At 61.2% G+C, this 14,449-nt stretch carries 13 protein-coding genes; 6 read left to right on the plus strand and 7 right to left on the minus strand.

Annotated elements, in window-relative coordinates; translation table 11 throughout:
• Positions 1-94 precede the first annotated feature (94 nt).
• Positions 95-610 carry a GNAT family N-acetyltransferase gene (locus tag ATU_RS11870; protein WP_010972320.1) on the plus strand — a complete coding sequence of 172 codons (516 nt, stop codon included), beginning with the start codon at positions 95-97 and terminating at the stop codon, positions 608-610.
• 49 nt (positions 611-659) lie between these two features.
• On the opposite strand, the gene ATU_RS11875 is transcribed toward ATU_RS11870, so the two are convergent.
• The 3 genes from ATU_RS11875 to chpT all read right to left on the minus strand — a co-directional run bounded on the left by ATU_RS11875 (position 660) and on the right by chpT (position 3,077).
• Complete coding sequence (locus tag ATU_RS11875; RefSeq protein WP_035255841.1) at positions 660-1,706, minus strand: alpha/beta hydrolase family protein; 1,047 nt, start codon at positions 1,704-1,706, stop codon at positions 660-662.
• Between the two features lie 112 nt (positions 1,707-1,818).
• The gene (locus ATU_RS11880) at positions 1,819-2,346 is read right to left on the minus strand and encodes a GNAT family N-acetyltransferase (protein ID WP_010972322.1); all 528 of its coding nucleotides are present in this window, start codon (positions 2,344-2,346) and stop codon (positions 1,819-1,821) included.
• Between the two features lie 83 nt (positions 2,347-2,429).
• A complete protein-coding gene (gene chpT / locus ATU_RS11885) occupies positions 2,430-3,077 on the minus strand; it encodes a histidine phosphotransferase ChpT (protein ID WP_006314969.1) in 648 nt (215 codons plus the stop codon).
• A 250-nt stretch (positions 3,078-3,327) separates the two neighbouring features.
• Between chpT and ATU_RS11890 the strand changes: the two genes are divergently transcribed.
• Complete coding sequence (locus tag ATU_RS11890) at positions 3,328-3,924, plus strand: DUF1134 domain-containing protein (RefSeq protein ID WP_006314968.1); 597 nt, start codon at positions 3,328-3,330, stop codon at positions 3,922-3,924.
• Positions 3,925-4,204: 280 nt separating this feature from the next.
• On the plus strand, positions 4,205-5,440 hold the full coding sequence (locus ATU_RS11895; RefSeq protein WP_010972324.1) for a coiled-coil domain-containing protein: 1,236 nt from the start codon (positions 4,205-4,207) through the stop codon (positions 5,438-5,440).
• Between the two features lie 280 nt (positions 5,441-5,720).
• On the opposite strand, the gene ATU_RS11900 is transcribed toward ATU_RS11895, so the two are convergent.
• Both ATU_RS11900 and ATU_RS11905 read right to left on the minus strand, forming a co-directional pair.
• Positions 5,721-6,575 (minus strand): TrmH family RNA methyltransferase, encoded by an 855-nt coding sequence (locus ATU_RS11900; RefSeq protein WP_035255838.1) that lies wholly within the window; start codon positions 6,573-6,575, stop codon positions 5,721-5,723.
• A complete protein-coding gene (locus tag ATU_RS11905) occupies positions 6,565-6,957 on the minus strand; it encodes a hypothetical protein (RefSeq protein ID WP_010972326.1) in 393 nt (130 codons plus the stop codon). The genes ATU_RS11900 and ATU_RS11905 overlap by 11 nt, the downstream gene beginning before the upstream one ends.
• 38 nt (positions 6,958-6,995) lie before the next feature.
• On the opposite strand from ATU_RS11905, the gene ATU_RS11910 reads away from it, so the two are divergent.
• From ATU_RS11910 to rpoH, 3 genes are all read left to right on the plus strand, one after another.
• Complete coding sequence (locus ATU_RS11910; RefSeq protein WP_010972327.1) at positions 6,996-8,018, plus strand: RluA family pseudouridine synthase; 1,023 nt, start codon at positions 6,996-6,998, stop codon at positions 8,016-8,018.
• 284 nt (positions 8,019-8,302) lie between these two features.
• Positions 8,303-9,127 carry a class I SAM-dependent methyltransferase gene (locus ATU_RS11915; protein ID WP_006314927.1) on the plus strand — a complete coding sequence of 275 codons (825 nt, stop codon included), beginning with the start codon at positions 8,303-8,305 and terminating at the stop codon, positions 9,125-9,127.
• Between the two features lie 167 nt (positions 9,128-9,294).
• The gene (rpoH, locus tag ATU_RS11920; RefSeq protein ID WP_006314928.1) at positions 9,295-10,197 is read left to right on the plus strand and encodes an RNA polymerase sigma factor RpoH; all 903 of its coding nucleotides are present in this window, start codon (positions 9,295-9,297) and stop codon (positions 10,195-10,197) included.
• A gap of 452 nt (positions 10,198-10,649) precedes the next feature.
• Here the strand turns inward: rpoH and ATU_RS11925 are convergent, their stop codons facing one another.
• Positions 10,650-12,980: a hypothetical protein gene (locus ATU_RS11925; RefSeq protein WP_035255836.1), complete on the minus strand. Its 2,331-nt coding sequence runs from the start codon at positions 12,978-12,980 to the stop codon at positions 10,650-10,652.
• Positions 12,981-13,050: 70 nt separating this feature from the next.
• Positions 13,051-14,349, minus strand: a complete 1,299-nt coding sequence (locus ATU_RS11930; protein ID WP_010972329.1) for an adenylosuccinate synthase — start codon at positions 14,347-14,349, stop codon at positions 13,051-13,053.
• Positions 14,350-14,449 lie beyond the last annotated feature (100 nt).

The raw sequence follows: 14,449 nt of genomic DNA on the forward strand, positions 1-14,449 counted from the left end.
GGCGACAGCGGGTTTTTTGTTGCTCTTTCCTATACCTGTCACAGGAATGAGCAAGAGAAAGACCTAGCCACGCATCGCCAAAGGACGCCGGTCTATGAACCACTCAATCCCAACCCTCCGGACCGAACGCCTGACATTGCGTCCACTCGCCATGGCGGACTTCCCCGCCTATCGGGATTTCATGGCGTCACCGCGCTCCACCGGCGTCGGCGGCCCCTATGACCTGCCGTCGACATGGGGTGTATTTTGCCACGATCTGGCCAACTGGCACTTCTTCGGCCATGGCGCCTTGATGATCGACCTTGGCGAGACGGGTGAATGTATCGGCCAGATCGGCATCAATCACGGCCCGCTCTTTCCCGAAAAGGAACTCGGCTGGCTGCTTTACGAGGGTCACGAAGGCCGGGGTTATGCAGCAGAAGCCGCAGTTGCACTGCGCGACTGGGCTTTCGAGACCCTGAACCTGCCGACACTGGTCAGCTACGTCTCGCCGCAGAATCGAAAATCGGCGGCCGTCGCCGAACGAATCGGCGGCACTCTCGATCCCTTGGCGCCACGCTCCGACCCCGAGGACCTCGTTTATCGTTATCATCAGGTCAAGACCGCCTGAAAGTCGTAAGGTTTCGGGGCCGCCACAGCCCCGAAGCGCTTCAAAAATCTTAACGCATTTCCGCTTTCAGGAAGCCGAGGATTGCATCGGCAATCTCTGCATGAAGGGCAGCACGGTCCCTGCCGCCGCCATTACGGCAGACGAACCCCTCGCCCGGCGAAAGCTCCTCCACGATTTTTTCGCCGTTCGGCTTGCAGATCTGCATGAAGCTGAAATGGCTGGCATCCGGTATTTCCCGGTACACCCGCGTCGCCTTGGGCAAATACCCGGCAATATATTTCGAATCTGCCTTGATGGCGGCGATCTCCGGGGTCTCCACGCCTGCGGCCAGAACTAGAACCGGCACCTTCACCTGCTCCAGCGTCTCCGGCAGAAAACCGGCAGCCGGGCCGAGATCCAGCGCAATCACGGCGCGGATGCGGGCATCGCGCCAATCCATCGAAAGACGCGGATCGGCCTTACCGCCACCGACAATGCCGACCTTGCCCAGCAATCGCGGCGCCTTGCATTGCGGCGGCAGCTTCTCCGTGTTGCAATCCTTCAGGGCAAGATCGGCACTGTATCGGGCGCCTGCCAGCTCCATCGCGGTCCAGCCGCCGAGAGAATGGCCGATCACGGCGATTCGCTGGCTATCGATCCTGCCCGCAAGATCATCACGATCAAGCAATGCCGTCAGCGTTCGGCTGATGTCGCGCGGTCGCTCCCATAACGGAACGATCTCGGTCGCATTGGCCTCGGTAAATGATTCGCCGTTATGGTCAGGGGCAGCCACCACATAGCCCTGCTGCACAAGCACGCCGGCAATCCAGTTGAGATTACGCCAGCTTCCGCCGAAACCGTGCGATATCAGGACAACAGGGTGAGATCCCGCGAGGAATGGCGCAGCGGGCTGCACTTCAAGGCCATAAATGGCCGCGTTTTCTCCCACGGTCTCGGTTTTGCCCGAGGACGCGGCCGGATACCACAGGGATATGGTGAGCGCATGCCCGCCGGCATCAACAGGCAATTCCGTCTGTTTGAAACCGATGGCGCCGTCCGCCATCGCGGCACGAAGGGTGGAAAGGACGACGATTGCCGTCAGAAGAAAGAGACGCATGAGAGGCTCCAGGAGTTGACATGGCCAACCCTTGCCTCAAACCGCGATCTGCCGAGACCTTGAACAGGTTTCAGCACGTTCTGAAACCTGTTCAAGGTCTCACCCTGCCGCCCTATTTCCCCCTCACCCGCTCGAAAAGCCGGACGGGATTGTTGCGGAACATCATCTCGCGAAACGGATGAAAGCCGAATCGGGTCGCGATCGCCAGCGACGGCGTGTTCAGCGCATCGATCATGCAGACGGTCCGCTGCGACGTTCCGCTCTCGTCGAACCAGCGCGTCGCGGCCTCAACCGCTTCGGTTGCGACACCCCTGCCCGTCAGTTGTCCGTCGATCTTCCACATTGCCTCGGGCACCCCGTCGAAATCGGCACCGTTGCCGCGGCGCATATGGGCAAAGCCCACCTCGCCGACGATGCGCCCCGTGGCGAGCTCTTCCACCACGAAGGGACCGAAACCGAAGACGGACCAATGGCCGATGAAACGCAACAGGCGCGCGAAGGCGAGTTCCGGGTCCAGCGGGGCAATCGACGTGACCCCTTCGATCGGCCGGACAGCCGCCGCCCAGAAGGCGCAATAAAGCGCTTCGTCCGAAATGGCATGCGGCCGCAGGACAAGGCGGGCGGTTGCCAGACGCGTCATGAACATGCTCCCAAAACAAAGAAGACCGGCGCGTCGGTGGACGCGATCCGGCCTCTCACAAATTCACATCGGCAACTTCATCGTCACTCGGCAACCGTCTTTGCGGTAAAGACGATGCGGTCGTCATGCACCTTGTATTCCACGGTCATATTGGCCTCTTCGGCCAGCAGCAGCGTGTAATAGGGCTGCACGGAGTGGGCATCGACCGCCTCTTCCAGCCGGCCTTCGTAAATTTCCACGAATTTGGCCGGAACGCGCATCATCCGGCCCTTGACGGCGATTTCGAACCTGGCGTCGCCCTCAGGGTTTTCGAGGAGCACATCCACATTGCCGCCGCGCGGGATGGCGCCATAAGCGACTAGGAAAAGGTTGAGCAGAAGTTTGACACGATTTTTCGGAACGATGGCGCGCGGCCCGCTCCAGCTCACTTCCGCTTTCTTTTCGGCGGCGGCGAAATCCTGGGCGGCCTTTTCGGCCTCGCCGGTGTCGATCGAAGCACCGGCCGAGCCGGAAGCGCCGAAGGCAAGGCGGGCGAACTTAAGCCGCACGGATGCGTTAAGCGCTGACGTGCGGATGAGATCAAGCGCGTCGTCATCCGTGCCGCCCTCGTCCAGAAGTTCGAGGCCGTTATTGATGGCGCCGACAGGAGAAATCACATCATGGCACACACGGCTGCACAGAAGAGCCGCCAGATCGGGACCGGACAGCGTGATATTGAGTTTGCTCGTCATAAAATTCTCTCCTGCGCAAGGGAGGCGCGGACGGTGTGGAAATTGTTAAGCCATAATGACACCATATTTGGTAAACCGATTGTTAATAGGATGGTTTCAAAATGCCAAATGCCTTAACAGGCCACACTGGAGCCCCGTGTATCTGTCAGGATGCACGAAACATGCTGTAGAACTTTGACTCTACGCATCGGCCCCGCGAAAATCGATTCGGTTTTTCGGGCTGATGCGTTAACGAAACAGACGGACGGACATGACGATGCGCCTTACGAAAACCCGCACCATTGCACGCCTCGGACTGGGAAAGATTGTCGCGCTCCTTGCGAGCCTGTTGATGTGGGTCACCCCGGCCTTTGCCCAGACCAGCGATCAATATTCTATCCAGGAAGTCGTGGATGCAGGCCACGGATTCTTCGGTGAAACCACCGGCGGCCTCGCCAAGGTGGTGGAGCGCGCCTTCCAGCAATATGGTCTTCCGAACGGTTATATTCTCGGCCAGGAAGGTTCCGGCGCCTTCGTTGCCGGCCTCACCTATGGTGAAGGCACGCTTTACACCAAGAATGCCGGCCAGCACCCCGTCTTCTGGCAGGGCCCGTCGCTCGGCCTCGATTATGGCGGTCAGGGCACCCGCGCCATGATGCTGGTGTACAACCTGCCCTCGGTCGACGCGCTTTATCGCCGTTACGGCGGCGTCAGCGGCTCCGCCTTCATCGTCGCCGGCGTCGGCATGACCTATCTGAAAAGCAGCGATGTGACGCTCGCCCCCATCCGCACCGGCATCGGCGCGCGCCTCGGCATCAATGTCGGTTATCTGAAACTTACCCAGCAGCCAACCTGGAACCCCTTCTGATAAGACAAGACGGTCGCGGCTTGTTCTTCTCTCCATGGGGGCGAAGGTAGCCCGAAGGGTCGGATGAGGGGGGCAAGGTTGCCGAATATCTCTACCCTCGCCCCCCTTCATCCCGTTGTCGCGGACTTTTCCCCGACGGGGAGAAGAAACACGCGGCGCCCTCACCGCTCTTTGTAATTGCCGGGTGAAACCCCTCCCCACGGTTGCAATAATAGCGTAACGTGCTTTCGCGCCCCTCTTTCCGAATGCGCGCGTATCTGAGTTTCGGAGACTGTCCCGCGTGATCGAATATGCCATTCTCTTCGGATTGGGTTTTCTCACCGCAACCCTGCTGGCCCTGTTGATCGCACCCGCGATCCACCGCCGCATCGTCGCCTATACGGAAAACCGCATCCGCGCGACGATGCCCATCAGCCCACAGGAAGTGCGTGCCCAGAAGGACATGGCGCGCGCGCTTTACGCCGCCGAAAACGCCAAGGTCCGCCAGGAACTGGATACCGAGCGGGAAAAAAACACCTCGCTGCGCCTCGCCAACGAGGCAGCGTCCAGCGACGCCTATCGCCTCGGCGAACAGAACCGCAGCTTCTCCCTGAAGATCGAGGAACTGACGCTGGAGATCGGCGAATTGCGCGCCGCCCTCGATGCCAGCGAAGAACGCGCCGGCACCATTGCGGCCAATCTCCTGCAGCAGGAACAGGCCGCCAACGAGCGTGCCAGCCAGATGTCCGATCTCACCGCCCGCCTCACCAATCTGACGCGCGAGCTGGATGATTCGAAAATTACCGCCGCCACCCGCGATCTGGAGGCCGAGCAGGCGAAACAGACTGCCTCCCGTTTCCGCAAGGAGGGCGAGACCGCGACCCGCGAATTGCAGGATGTCGCCGCCCGCAACAAAGAGGCCATGACGGCGGTTGCGCGCGAAAGCCGCAAGGTGACCCGGCTGGAGGAACAGCTCGCCACGCTGATGGCGAAAAATGCCGATCTCGACACGATGCTGACCCTGCGCAACCAGGACGTCGCCCGCCTGAGGGAGCAGCTTGCCGCAACCGGCGGCCGCAGCAACGACATGATCATTCGCCTGCCGAACCCTGCCGTGCCGGTGGAAAAAGCGGTTAATCCGCCGCAACCGGCAGCGCCCGCCCCAGCCGCCGCGCTTGATACAGCACCGGTTGTCGAAGACGAGGTCACAGAGGCGATGGCCGCCGAAGACACCGTAGTCTCCCCCGTGGTTGAGCGAGCGGCACCGGCGAAGGAAGGTCTGGAACAGGAAATCGAGGATATCCGCAATCAGGGTACGGCGCTCACCGAACGCCTGCTGAATGTGCGCGGCACAAGCAATGACGAACCCATCCGCCGCGAAATCGCAAGGATCGCCGCCGAGATGATCGCGCTGACGGCAGCGCGGGAGGGTGAGAGGTCGCCTATTCCGGGGTTGCTGGCCAGGGCGTCGGTTTCGTCAGAGCGGGAGAGCCTTGCGACGCGGGCTAAGGTGGTGATGGAGAAGCGGAAACGCTAATTCGGTGGGTGGGGGATAGTCCGCCTCAGTGGGTGCGACTTACCCCCCCTCTGCCCTGCCGGGCATCTCCCCCACAAGGAGGGAGATCGGCAAGACGCACTACCGCCACTTCATTCTTAAGTGTAGAGATAGCCGAATTCACAAACGTTGAGATGATCGAGACCTCGCCGCATATCGATCTCCCTCCTTGTGGGGGAGATGCCCGGCAGGGCAGAGGGGGGTGAAGCGGCATACACAGAGTTAACTGTAAGCCTCCTTGGCGCACATCGATGCCACCCGATCACACCCGCCCCATCACCCCCGCCATCTGATAAAGCGCAAGCCCCGAAGCCGTCCCCGCATTCAAGCTATCAACCTGCGGCGACTGCGCAATCCGCGCCGTCTGAAAACGCGACAGCACCGATTGCGGCAACCCCTCGCCTTCCGTGCCAATCACCAGCGCCATCCGCTCGGAGCGGGGAATGTCGCGGATTTCCGTCTTGCCATCCGGCGACAGGCCCCAGATCGCAAATCCCTCCTCGGAAAGCCGCTCCAGCATCTCCACCGCTCCACCGCCGCGATGATAGGGCACCGACAGCACCGAGCCGACGGAAACCCTGAGCGCCTTGCGATAGAGCGGATCGCAGCACGTCTCGTCCAGCAGCACCGCATCGGCATAAAACGCCGCCGCATTGCGGAACATCGCACCGAGATTATCGTGGTTGGAAATGCCGCAGCCCACCAGCACCAGCGAAGACGCGGGAAGTGCCGCGGTCATCTGCTCCAGCCCGTCATCGCGCACCCGTCGCCCGAGCGCCAGAATGCCGCGATGCAGGTGGAAACCGACGATACCGTCCAGCACCGGCGCTTCGGCCACATAAACGGGAACGTCATCAGGAAAATCGGCAAGAATATCCGCCACGCCGGAAAGCCGGTTGCGCAGAATGAGAATGCTTTCCGCCGCAAAGGTACCACCGGCTTTATGGGCGGCGGCCAGCATGCGCAGCACCACCGTGCCTTCGGCAATGAAGCGCCCCTGCCGACCGGTGAGATCACGCTCACGAATATCGCGAAAGGCGGCGATGCGCGGATCGGCCGGGTCGTCGATCGGGATCAGCGCCCGCCCGTCCAGCAGCTTATTGGCCTCACTGGCCATCAACAGTCACATCGGCAAGGAACCGGCCGGCTGCGACGTTGAAGACCAGCGCCTTGCGAGTGCCATTGGCCAGCCGGCCGTAAAACAGCATGTCGCCGCCGGAATAGCTCACATTGTCGATCACAAAGCCCTGCGGCAGGCTGGCGGTGACGGCAACGGGTCCGTTGCCGGTCGGAACCGAAAGGTTCGGCGCTTCGCTCTGCGCCTGAACCGTTTTCGCCGGCCCCATCGCCTTGTAGACAACCGCGCCGAAGACGGCCATAAGGCTGATAAACATCACGGAGCCCGACACGATCTGCAAACGGATCATCTTGCGGCGAACTTTTTCCATGGCCGGATCAAGCGGCTTGTCTTCCTGTTCGTCTGGCTCGATCTGCGTCATCGGGTTCCCTGAAATGCTGATGGATCGGAAAAATAAGAATGAACGACCCCTTTAAACAAGGCGGAGACGCAAGGAAAGTCCTGATTGCCGGGGAAGACGCCGAAGGCCGCATCGATGTGTGGCTGGTGGGCGAAGTCGGCAGCGATCTGTCGCGCAGCCGCCTGAAGGCGCTGATCGAGCAGGGCGCGGTCCTCCTGAACGGCCAGCCGGTGACCGAACCGAAAAAGAAGGTGCATCCGGGCGATCGCGTCGAGATCGTCATGCCGGAGCCGGAAGACCCCGTGCCGCAGGGCGAGGACATCCCGCTCGACGTGGAATATGAGGATGAAGACCTGATCGTGCTCGTCAAACCCGCCGGTCTCGTCGTGCATCCGGGCGCCGGCAACTGGACGGGAACGCTGGTCAACGCGCTCATCTACCATTGCGGCGACAGCCTGTCCGGCATTGGCGGCGTCAAGCGGCCGGGCATCGTGCACCGGCTGGACAAGGAAACCTCGGGCGTCATGGTGGTGGCGAAGAACGACAATGCCCACCGTCACCTCGCTGCGCAATTTGCCGACCATGGCCGCACCGGCCCGCTGGAACGCGCGTACAAGGCCGTCGTCTGGGGCCGCCCGCGCACGCTTCGCGGCACCGTTGACGCAGCGCTCGGGCGCGGCACTGACCGCACCAAACGCGCTGTCAAGAATGAGGATTCGTTCGATGCCCGCGAGGCGATCACCCATTATGAGGTGATGGAGCGCTTTCACGAAAAGCCTGACGCCTCCTGCCTCGCTTCCATGGTGGAATGCCGTCTGGAGACGGGCCGCACGCACCAGATTCGCGTTCACATGGCCCATATCGGCCATCCGCTGATCGGCGATCCCGAATATGGCGCGGCCTTCCGTACCAAGGCGAACCTGCTGGACGAACCGGCAAGAAGCACCGTCAACCGCTTTCCGAGGCAAGCGCTGCATGCCTATCTTCTGGCCTTCGAACACCCCCGCACCGGTGAGGTGATGGAATTCGAGACAGATATGCCTGAAGACATGGAAGAGCTGGTGACTGCCCTGCGCAGCTGAAAACTTGGCTGGCGCAGCCAAAAAACTGCGCCATGCATTTCGCCGGAAGCCCCGGATAATAAAAAAAGATTAGCGGATAGCGATATTCCGCCGACGGTCCTTTTTGTAGACCGCCCCAATTTCGCTTCAATCGTCACACCTCCTCGGCCACGGAAAGCTTGCAATCGTCCGCGTAACGACCGTGGTCGCAGGCCGAGCTTGCCGAATAATCGACGCCGCAAGCAACCCGTCCGTTCAATGCCTCAGCCTGAACGGACCCGGCATGATGACGGGATTTATCGCATATGAATATCGAAGACCGCCGGTTTATATTCCAGGAGCTGCGCAGCGTCGAAGGTTATATCGACCCGCCCGATGCGCTTGTGTTCAAGGCGCTGCTGCAGGCGCAGACAAGAGATGGCCTCGGCGGCGGCATGGCGGAAATCGGCGTTTATTATGGCCGCTCCTATTTCCTGCTGCGCAAATTTGCCCAGCCGCAGGAAAAGGTGCTGGGTGTCGATCTTTTCGATCTTGATCCGCCCGAGGATGGCAGTCTCGACCAATATGAGCGCCTGATGGAAAACGGCCGCCGGCTGGGGTTTCCGATGGATGTGGACCTCATCATCAAGGGCGACAGCACACGGCTGGCTCCCGCCGAGATCACCTCACGTATCGGCCCGGCGCGCTTCTTCAGCATCGATGGCGGCCACCATCTGCATCATGTGCTGGCGGATGCGAAGCTGGCGATGGAGGTGATCGCGCCGCACGGCGTCATCGTCTTCGACGATACCTTCAATCCCGCCTGGCCGGAGGTGACGGTGGGTGTGGCCGATTTTCTGCGCACCCACGGCCACAGCCTCGTCTGTTTCGGCATGACGAAATATAAGACCTATGTCTGCCGCCGTGAATTTTACGCTACCTACGCAGCCGCGATCACCGCCGATCCCGACTTGCAGGCGCTCGGCCATGTCGAGACGCAGTTCCTCGGCTCCAAGGTGGTTCGCCTGCACAATCCCATGCGCCGGCGGGTGATGTATGAGCTGATGGTGCGCTCCGGTCTCGGTGGATTTTCGGAACGAATCTACCGTTCGAAAGTTAAACAGGTCAGAGACAGTGTCGCCGGAACATAACGCATGTGTGAACGCAGCGTTCGCTTGAAACGCGGCGGGCGCGTACATATCTGTCACATGGGTTCGTGCGGGGTCGGTAACGACCCGCAGCTTACGGTGCGCCTCGGGCGGGTGATTTTCCACGCCAAAGAGGGTACCGTTCCAGACCATAGATAAGGGGGTGCTTTATGGCCCGCAATAGTTTGCCTACGATCACAGCCGGCGAAGCCGGTCTCAATAGATATCTCGACGAAATTCGTAAGTTCCCGATGCTGGAGCCGCAGGAAGAGTACATGCTTGGCAAGCGTTATGCCGAGCATGGCGATCGCGACGCCGCGCATAAACTCGTCACCAGCCATCTGCGTCTCGTCGCCAAGATCGCCATGGGTTACCGCGGTTACGGCCTGCCGATCGGCGAAGTCGTGTCCGAAGGCAATGTCGGCCTGATGCAGGCGGTGAAGAAGTTCGATCCGGAACGCGGTTTCCGTCTGGCCACCTATGCCATGTGGTGGATCAAGGCCTCGATCCAGGAATATATCCTGCGTTCGTGGTCTCTGGTGAAGATGGGCACGACGGCCAACCAGAAACGCCTGTTCTTCAACCTGCGCCGGCTGAAAGGCCGCATCCAGGCGATTGACGACGGCGATCTGAAGCCGGAACACGTCAAGGAAATCGCCACCAAGCTGCAGGTGTCGGAAGAAGAAGTCATCTCGATGAACCGCCGCCTGCATGGCGACGCCTCGCTGAATGCGCCGATCAAGGCGTCCGAAGGCGAGTCCGGCCAATGGCAGGACTGGCTGGTGGATGACCATGAGAGCCAGGAAGCCGTGCTGATCGAGCAGGACGAGCTTGAAACGCGTCGCCGCATGTTGGCCAAAGCCATGGGCGTGCTGAATGAGCGCGAACGCCGCATCTTCGAGGCCCGCCGCCTCGCCGAAGATCCGGTGACGCTGGAAGAACTCTCATCCGAGTTCGACATCAGCCGCGAACGCGTGCGCCAGATCGAGGTTCGCGCCTTCGAGAAGGTTCAGGAAGCGGTGCAGAAGGAAGCGCTCGAAGCCGCCCGCGCATTGCGCGTGGTGGACGCGTAAGGCAGCGCGCTCTTGACGCCAATGCGCTGACCATGAATCATCCTCGGCCTTCGGCCGGGGATTTTTGTTTGTAAAAGGCGGGTGATGGGAAATGGTCTGCCTGTGAGACCAGCGATTGTGCTGGAGGAAAAGCGGTAGGGAAAATATCCGTGCTTCGGAGTATGCCGCTTAACCCCCCTCTACCCTGCCGGGCATCTCCCCCACAAGGAGGGAGATTGGCAAGAGGCGCCCGCGTTGCGCTATCTCGACTGTCAAGAAAAGCGAAAACCTTACCGCGATTCGATCTCCCCACCTGTGGGGGAGATGCCCGGCAGGGCAGAGGGGGTGAGCCACACTCACCAACATCCCCAAAACCCATCACCCGACAAAGCAAAGACACCGCCGAAGCCATTCCATAAGCACGTCGCCCGTTGCCTTATAACAAAAGGGCGGCCTGAGCCGCCCTTAAACCATCACTGACCGCCAGCGGCCGGTGCTGCCGCCGCCCATTCGCTGAGCGCCTTGTCGAAGGCGGCGATGCCGTCATTGCCCTTTTGCAGGGTCAGCAGAGCGCGCCGGCCGTTGCGATAGGAGACCGGAATGTCGATCCAGTTGCGGCTCTTCAGCAGCTCCAGATTGGTCTTCATCGCATCCGGGAAGTCGTTGAGCGCGATCATGTGGAAATCATCGGTGATCTTGGCCGGAACCGCGATCAGCGCGTTGCCGCGATCCTGCTCGGTGCTCTTCATCGCGATACGCTGGACGCTGTCGATCGCCCCGCCTTCGAAGCCGGGCGAAACCGAGAAGACGATCTCGATCAGATGGCTCGCCGGCAACGACGGATCGGTGTTGCGCTTGAAGGTGATGAGCGCGCTGAGGCCACGGCCGGGAACGGTGATCTGGCCCTGCACGGTGGGCGAAGGCTTGCCTTCCGCGTCATTTTCCTGCTGCAACGACCAGGACACGCTGCCCTGAATGGCAGTCGGAACCGTCTGACCCAGCACTTCCTCATAGAGGAACATGCGGTCGCCGGTGGCGGCAGCGGCAGGCTGCTGTGCCGCAGGCGTGCCGGCCGGTGTTCCCGCAGGCGCACCGGCATTATTGGCCGGAGCCGTGCCCGCAGGCGGCGGCGCGACATTCTGTTCATAGACAGACTGGCCTTCAGCCGTAACGGGTTGACCGTTCGCACCGGCTGCCGGTCCTTCGTCACGTTCGGTGCCATCGGCCATCAGCCGCTGGGTAAATTTGGTGCCGGTGACGGAACCGTCATCGCCATGCGACTGGGCCTGATGATTATTGGGCGCGGTCGACTGCTGCTGGCCGTTCGTGGCCGGCGGCTGCTGGGTTGCCGGCGGTGTCGAAGGCTGCGTCTGCGCCGTATCTGCCGGGGGCGTCTGGCCATTGCCGCCATTCTGTGCGGAACTGACCAGACCGCCGACCATATCGTTTAGCGCATCGCGGTTCATCCACACGGCATAACCGCCACCGGCAAGCAGCGCCACGCCGACAACGGCGAGCACGACCGAGGCATAGTTACGGCGCGGCTTCTTCTTGACCATATAGGCGGGCGTCGCCGCCGCGGCACCAATACCCGGCGTTTCATCCGAAGCCTGCCGGTTGGACGAGGAAGCGCCGTCATAACCGATCAGCTCGTCCAGATCGTCCCAGGGCGTGCGTTCCTTATTGTCTTTTGCCGCTGCCTTCTCCCCGAAGAGATCATCATCCGCACGCGGCAGCGCCGGCGCGTCCTTGGGCGGAATGGCAATATCCGCATCCTGGAAGTAGGACGAGAAATCCTCGACCACGGCTGCCTTTTTCGGCGCCTGCTCTTCCACCTGGCGGTGTTCGTCAAAATCGTGCCGGCCGCCAAAGGCCGGCGCATGCTCCACGGCGGCAGGACCGAAACGGTTATCCGCCTCGCGACGCTCATGCTCTTCGTAAGGGGCCGGCTCGAAATTTACCTCCGGCTCCTGATAATGCTGCGCGGCATAACCGGCAACGAGCGGACGTTCGCCGTTCTCATTGCCAGTTTCCTCATGGGCTTCGCCAGCCGGGCGCGCATCATGGTTCTGCGCTTCCTCGAGCTTGCGCCAGTCGTCCTCATCCACCGGCTGCGCCCAATGGGAGGGAACGGAATCATCGGCAGGGGCAGGCGCCGTTTCAGGTTCCGCATAGTCATCCTGCGGCTGGTGAGCCGGCTCTTCATGCGTGCGGGTGAAATAGGTGCCGACCTCTTCGTGGGAAGGGGTCACCCGGACCGGTGCGACAGGCGCCGGTTCCGGCGCATCATAAAGCTCTTCCGGCTCGCGCTCCCCTTGGTGCCGCTCCTCTTCGGAAGCGTGGGCATCATGGCGGGGTTCGTCGTGATGGGCGGGCTCTTCGTAAACCGGTTCCGGCTCAGCGGATGCAGGTTCTTCATAAACCGGTTCGTGCTGCGCCTCTTCGCGATGGGCAGGCTGTTCCGGTTCGACGTCGTGCTCGGCTTCGGCGGCATGGGCAGCCGGCTCATCGACGGCATCCTGATGCTCATAGGATGCCGCCGTCTCTTCGGCCACCGGAGAGAAAGCGTCATCCTCGGTGAGCGCCGGTAGCGCCTCGGCATATTCGCTGTCCACCTCGGCAATGGCGGCGTCCAGCTTGGCGATCTGCCGGCGCAACAATTCTTCCGGCGGACGTGGCTTCATATTCTCGAGTTGGCGCACAACCGCACTGCGCGCCTTGTCGTAAACCTTCGCCCGATTTTCGGGAGTATTGTTCGCCAAGCCATCCACGGCCTTGCGAATGACTGCTACAAAATCCGCCATAAGCACTTTCTCGTCGTGACCGGCGACGTACCGGCCCGATATGGTTTATGAATCTAGATCGCCGAGGACATTAGTCCTCAAACGGATCAGTCACAAGTATGGTGTCGTCACGCTCCGGACTTGTCGACAGAAGCGCGACAGGCGCCCCGATCAGCTCTTCGACCTGACGGACATATTTGATTGCCTGAGCAGGCAAATCCGCCCATTTTCGGGCACCGACGGTAGATTCTTTCCAGCCTTCCAACGTGACATAGATAGGCTCAACACGAGCCTGCGCACCCTGGCTTGCCGGAAGATGGTCGATTTCCTGACCGTCAAGCTTGTAGCCGACGCAGATTTTCAGCTCGTCGAGACCGTCGAGAACGTCAAGCTTGGTCAGCGCGATGCCGGTAATACCGTTGGTGGCGACCGACTGGCGCACCAGTGCCGCATCGAACCAGCCGCAGCGGCGCTTGCGGCCGGTGACGGTGCCGAATTCATGACCCTTTTCACCGAGGAACTGGCCGATTTCGTCATGCAGCTCGGTCGGGAACGGGCCTTCGCCCACGCGGGTGGTGTAAGCCTTGGTGATGCCGAGAATATAACCGAGCGATCCCGGACCCATGCCCGAACCGGCAGCGGCCTGACCGGCAACCGTGTTGGACGAGGTCACATAAGGGTATGTGCCGTGGTCGATATCAAGCAGCGAGCCTTGAGCGCCCTCAAACAGGATGCGCGCACCGGCGCGGCGCTTCTTGTCGAGCAGCAGCCAGACGGTTTCGCTGAACGGCAGGATGCGCTCGGCAATCGAGCCCAGCTCTTCCATGATGGTTTCATGCGACACCTCGGTCGCGCCGAAACCACGGCGAAGTGCATTGTGATGCGTCAGGATGCGATCGACCTTGGCGGAGAGCGCCTCCATGTCGGCGAGATCCATAACGCGGATGGCGCGGCGGCCAACCTTGTCTTCGTAAGCCGGGCCGATGCCGCGACGGGTGGTGCCAATCTTGGTGCCGCTGTTGGAGGCGGCGTCTTCGCGCATGCCATCCAGTTCGCGGTGCAGGGAAAGAATGAGCGTGGCATTGTCGGCGATGCGCAGGTTTTCCGGCGTGACCTTGACGCCCTGCACTTCCAGACGGCCGATTTCAGCAATCAGCGCATGCGGATCGACCACGACGCCATTGCCGATGACGGCGAGCTTGCCGGGACGCACGACGCCGGACGGCAGAAGCGAAAGCTTGTAGCTGATGCCGTCGATGACAAGCGTGTGGCCGGCATTATGGCCGCCTTGATATCGCACGACGACATCTGCCCGCTCGGACAGCCAGTCGACAATCTTGCCTTTGCCTTCGTCGCCCCATTGCGAGCCGACCACCACAACATTCGTCATTTCTTGCTTTCCTGCTCATGGCGCTTGCGCGCCCGATAACCCGATGGGAAACCCAAACCCGCGAATGTATACTGCGTTGTTTTACGGAAAGCGACCCTGT

It is taken from the genome of Agrobacterium fabrum str. C58 (assembly GCF_000092025.1).
GTDB lineage: Bacteria > Pseudomonadota > Alphaproteobacteria > Rhizobiales > Rhizobiaceae > Agrobacterium > Agrobacterium fabrum.

Bases quoted from the DNA above. Each gene is read 5' to 3' on its own strand.
- ATU_RS11870 (WP_010972320.1), top strand. From the start codon at position 95: ATGAACCACTCAATCCCAACCCTCCGGACCGAACGCCTGACATTGCGT.
- ATU_RS11875 (WP_035255841.1), bottom strand. From the start codon at position 1,706: ATGCGTCTCTTTCTTCTGACGGCAATCGTCGTCCTTTCCACCCTTCGT.
- ATU_RS11880 (WP_010972322.1), bottom strand. From the start codon at position 2,346: ATGACGCGTCTGGCAACCGCCCGCCTTGTCCTGCGGCCGCATGCCATT.
- chpT (WP_006314969.1), bottom strand. From the start codon at position 3,077: ATGACGAGCAAACTCAATATCACGCTGTCCGGTCCCGATCTGGCGGCT.
- ATU_RS11890 (WP_006314968.1), top strand. From the start codon at position 3,328: ATGACGATGCGCCTTACGAAAACCCGCACCATTGCACGCCTCGGACTG.
- ATU_RS11900 (WP_035255838.1), bottom strand. From the start codon at position 6,575: ATGGCCAGTGAGGCCAATAAGCTGCTGGACGGGCGGGCGCTGATCCCG.
- ATU_RS11905 (WP_010972326.1), bottom strand. From the start codon at position 6,957: ATGACGCAGATCGAGCCAGACGAACAGGAAGACAAGCCGCTTGATCCG.
- ATU_RS11910 (WP_010972327.1), top strand. From the start codon at position 6,996: ATGAACGACCCCTTTAAACAAGGCGGAGACGCAAGGAAAGTCCTGATT.
- ATU_RS11915 (WP_006314927.1), top strand. From the start codon at position 8,303: ATGAATATCGAAGACCGCCGGTTTATATTCCAGGAGCTGCGCAGCGTC.
- rpoH (WP_006314928.1), top strand. From the start codon at position 9,295: ATGGCCCGCAATAGTTTGCCTACGATCACAGCCGGCGAAGCCGGTCTC.
- ATU_RS11925 (WP_035255836.1), bottom strand. From the start codon at position 12,980: ATGGCGGATTTTGTAGCAGTCATTCGCAAGGCCGTGGATGGCTTGGCG.
- ATU_RS11930 (WP_010972329.1), bottom strand. From the start codon at position 14,349: ATGACGAATGTTGTGGTGGTCGGCTCGCAATGGGGCGACGAAGGCAAA.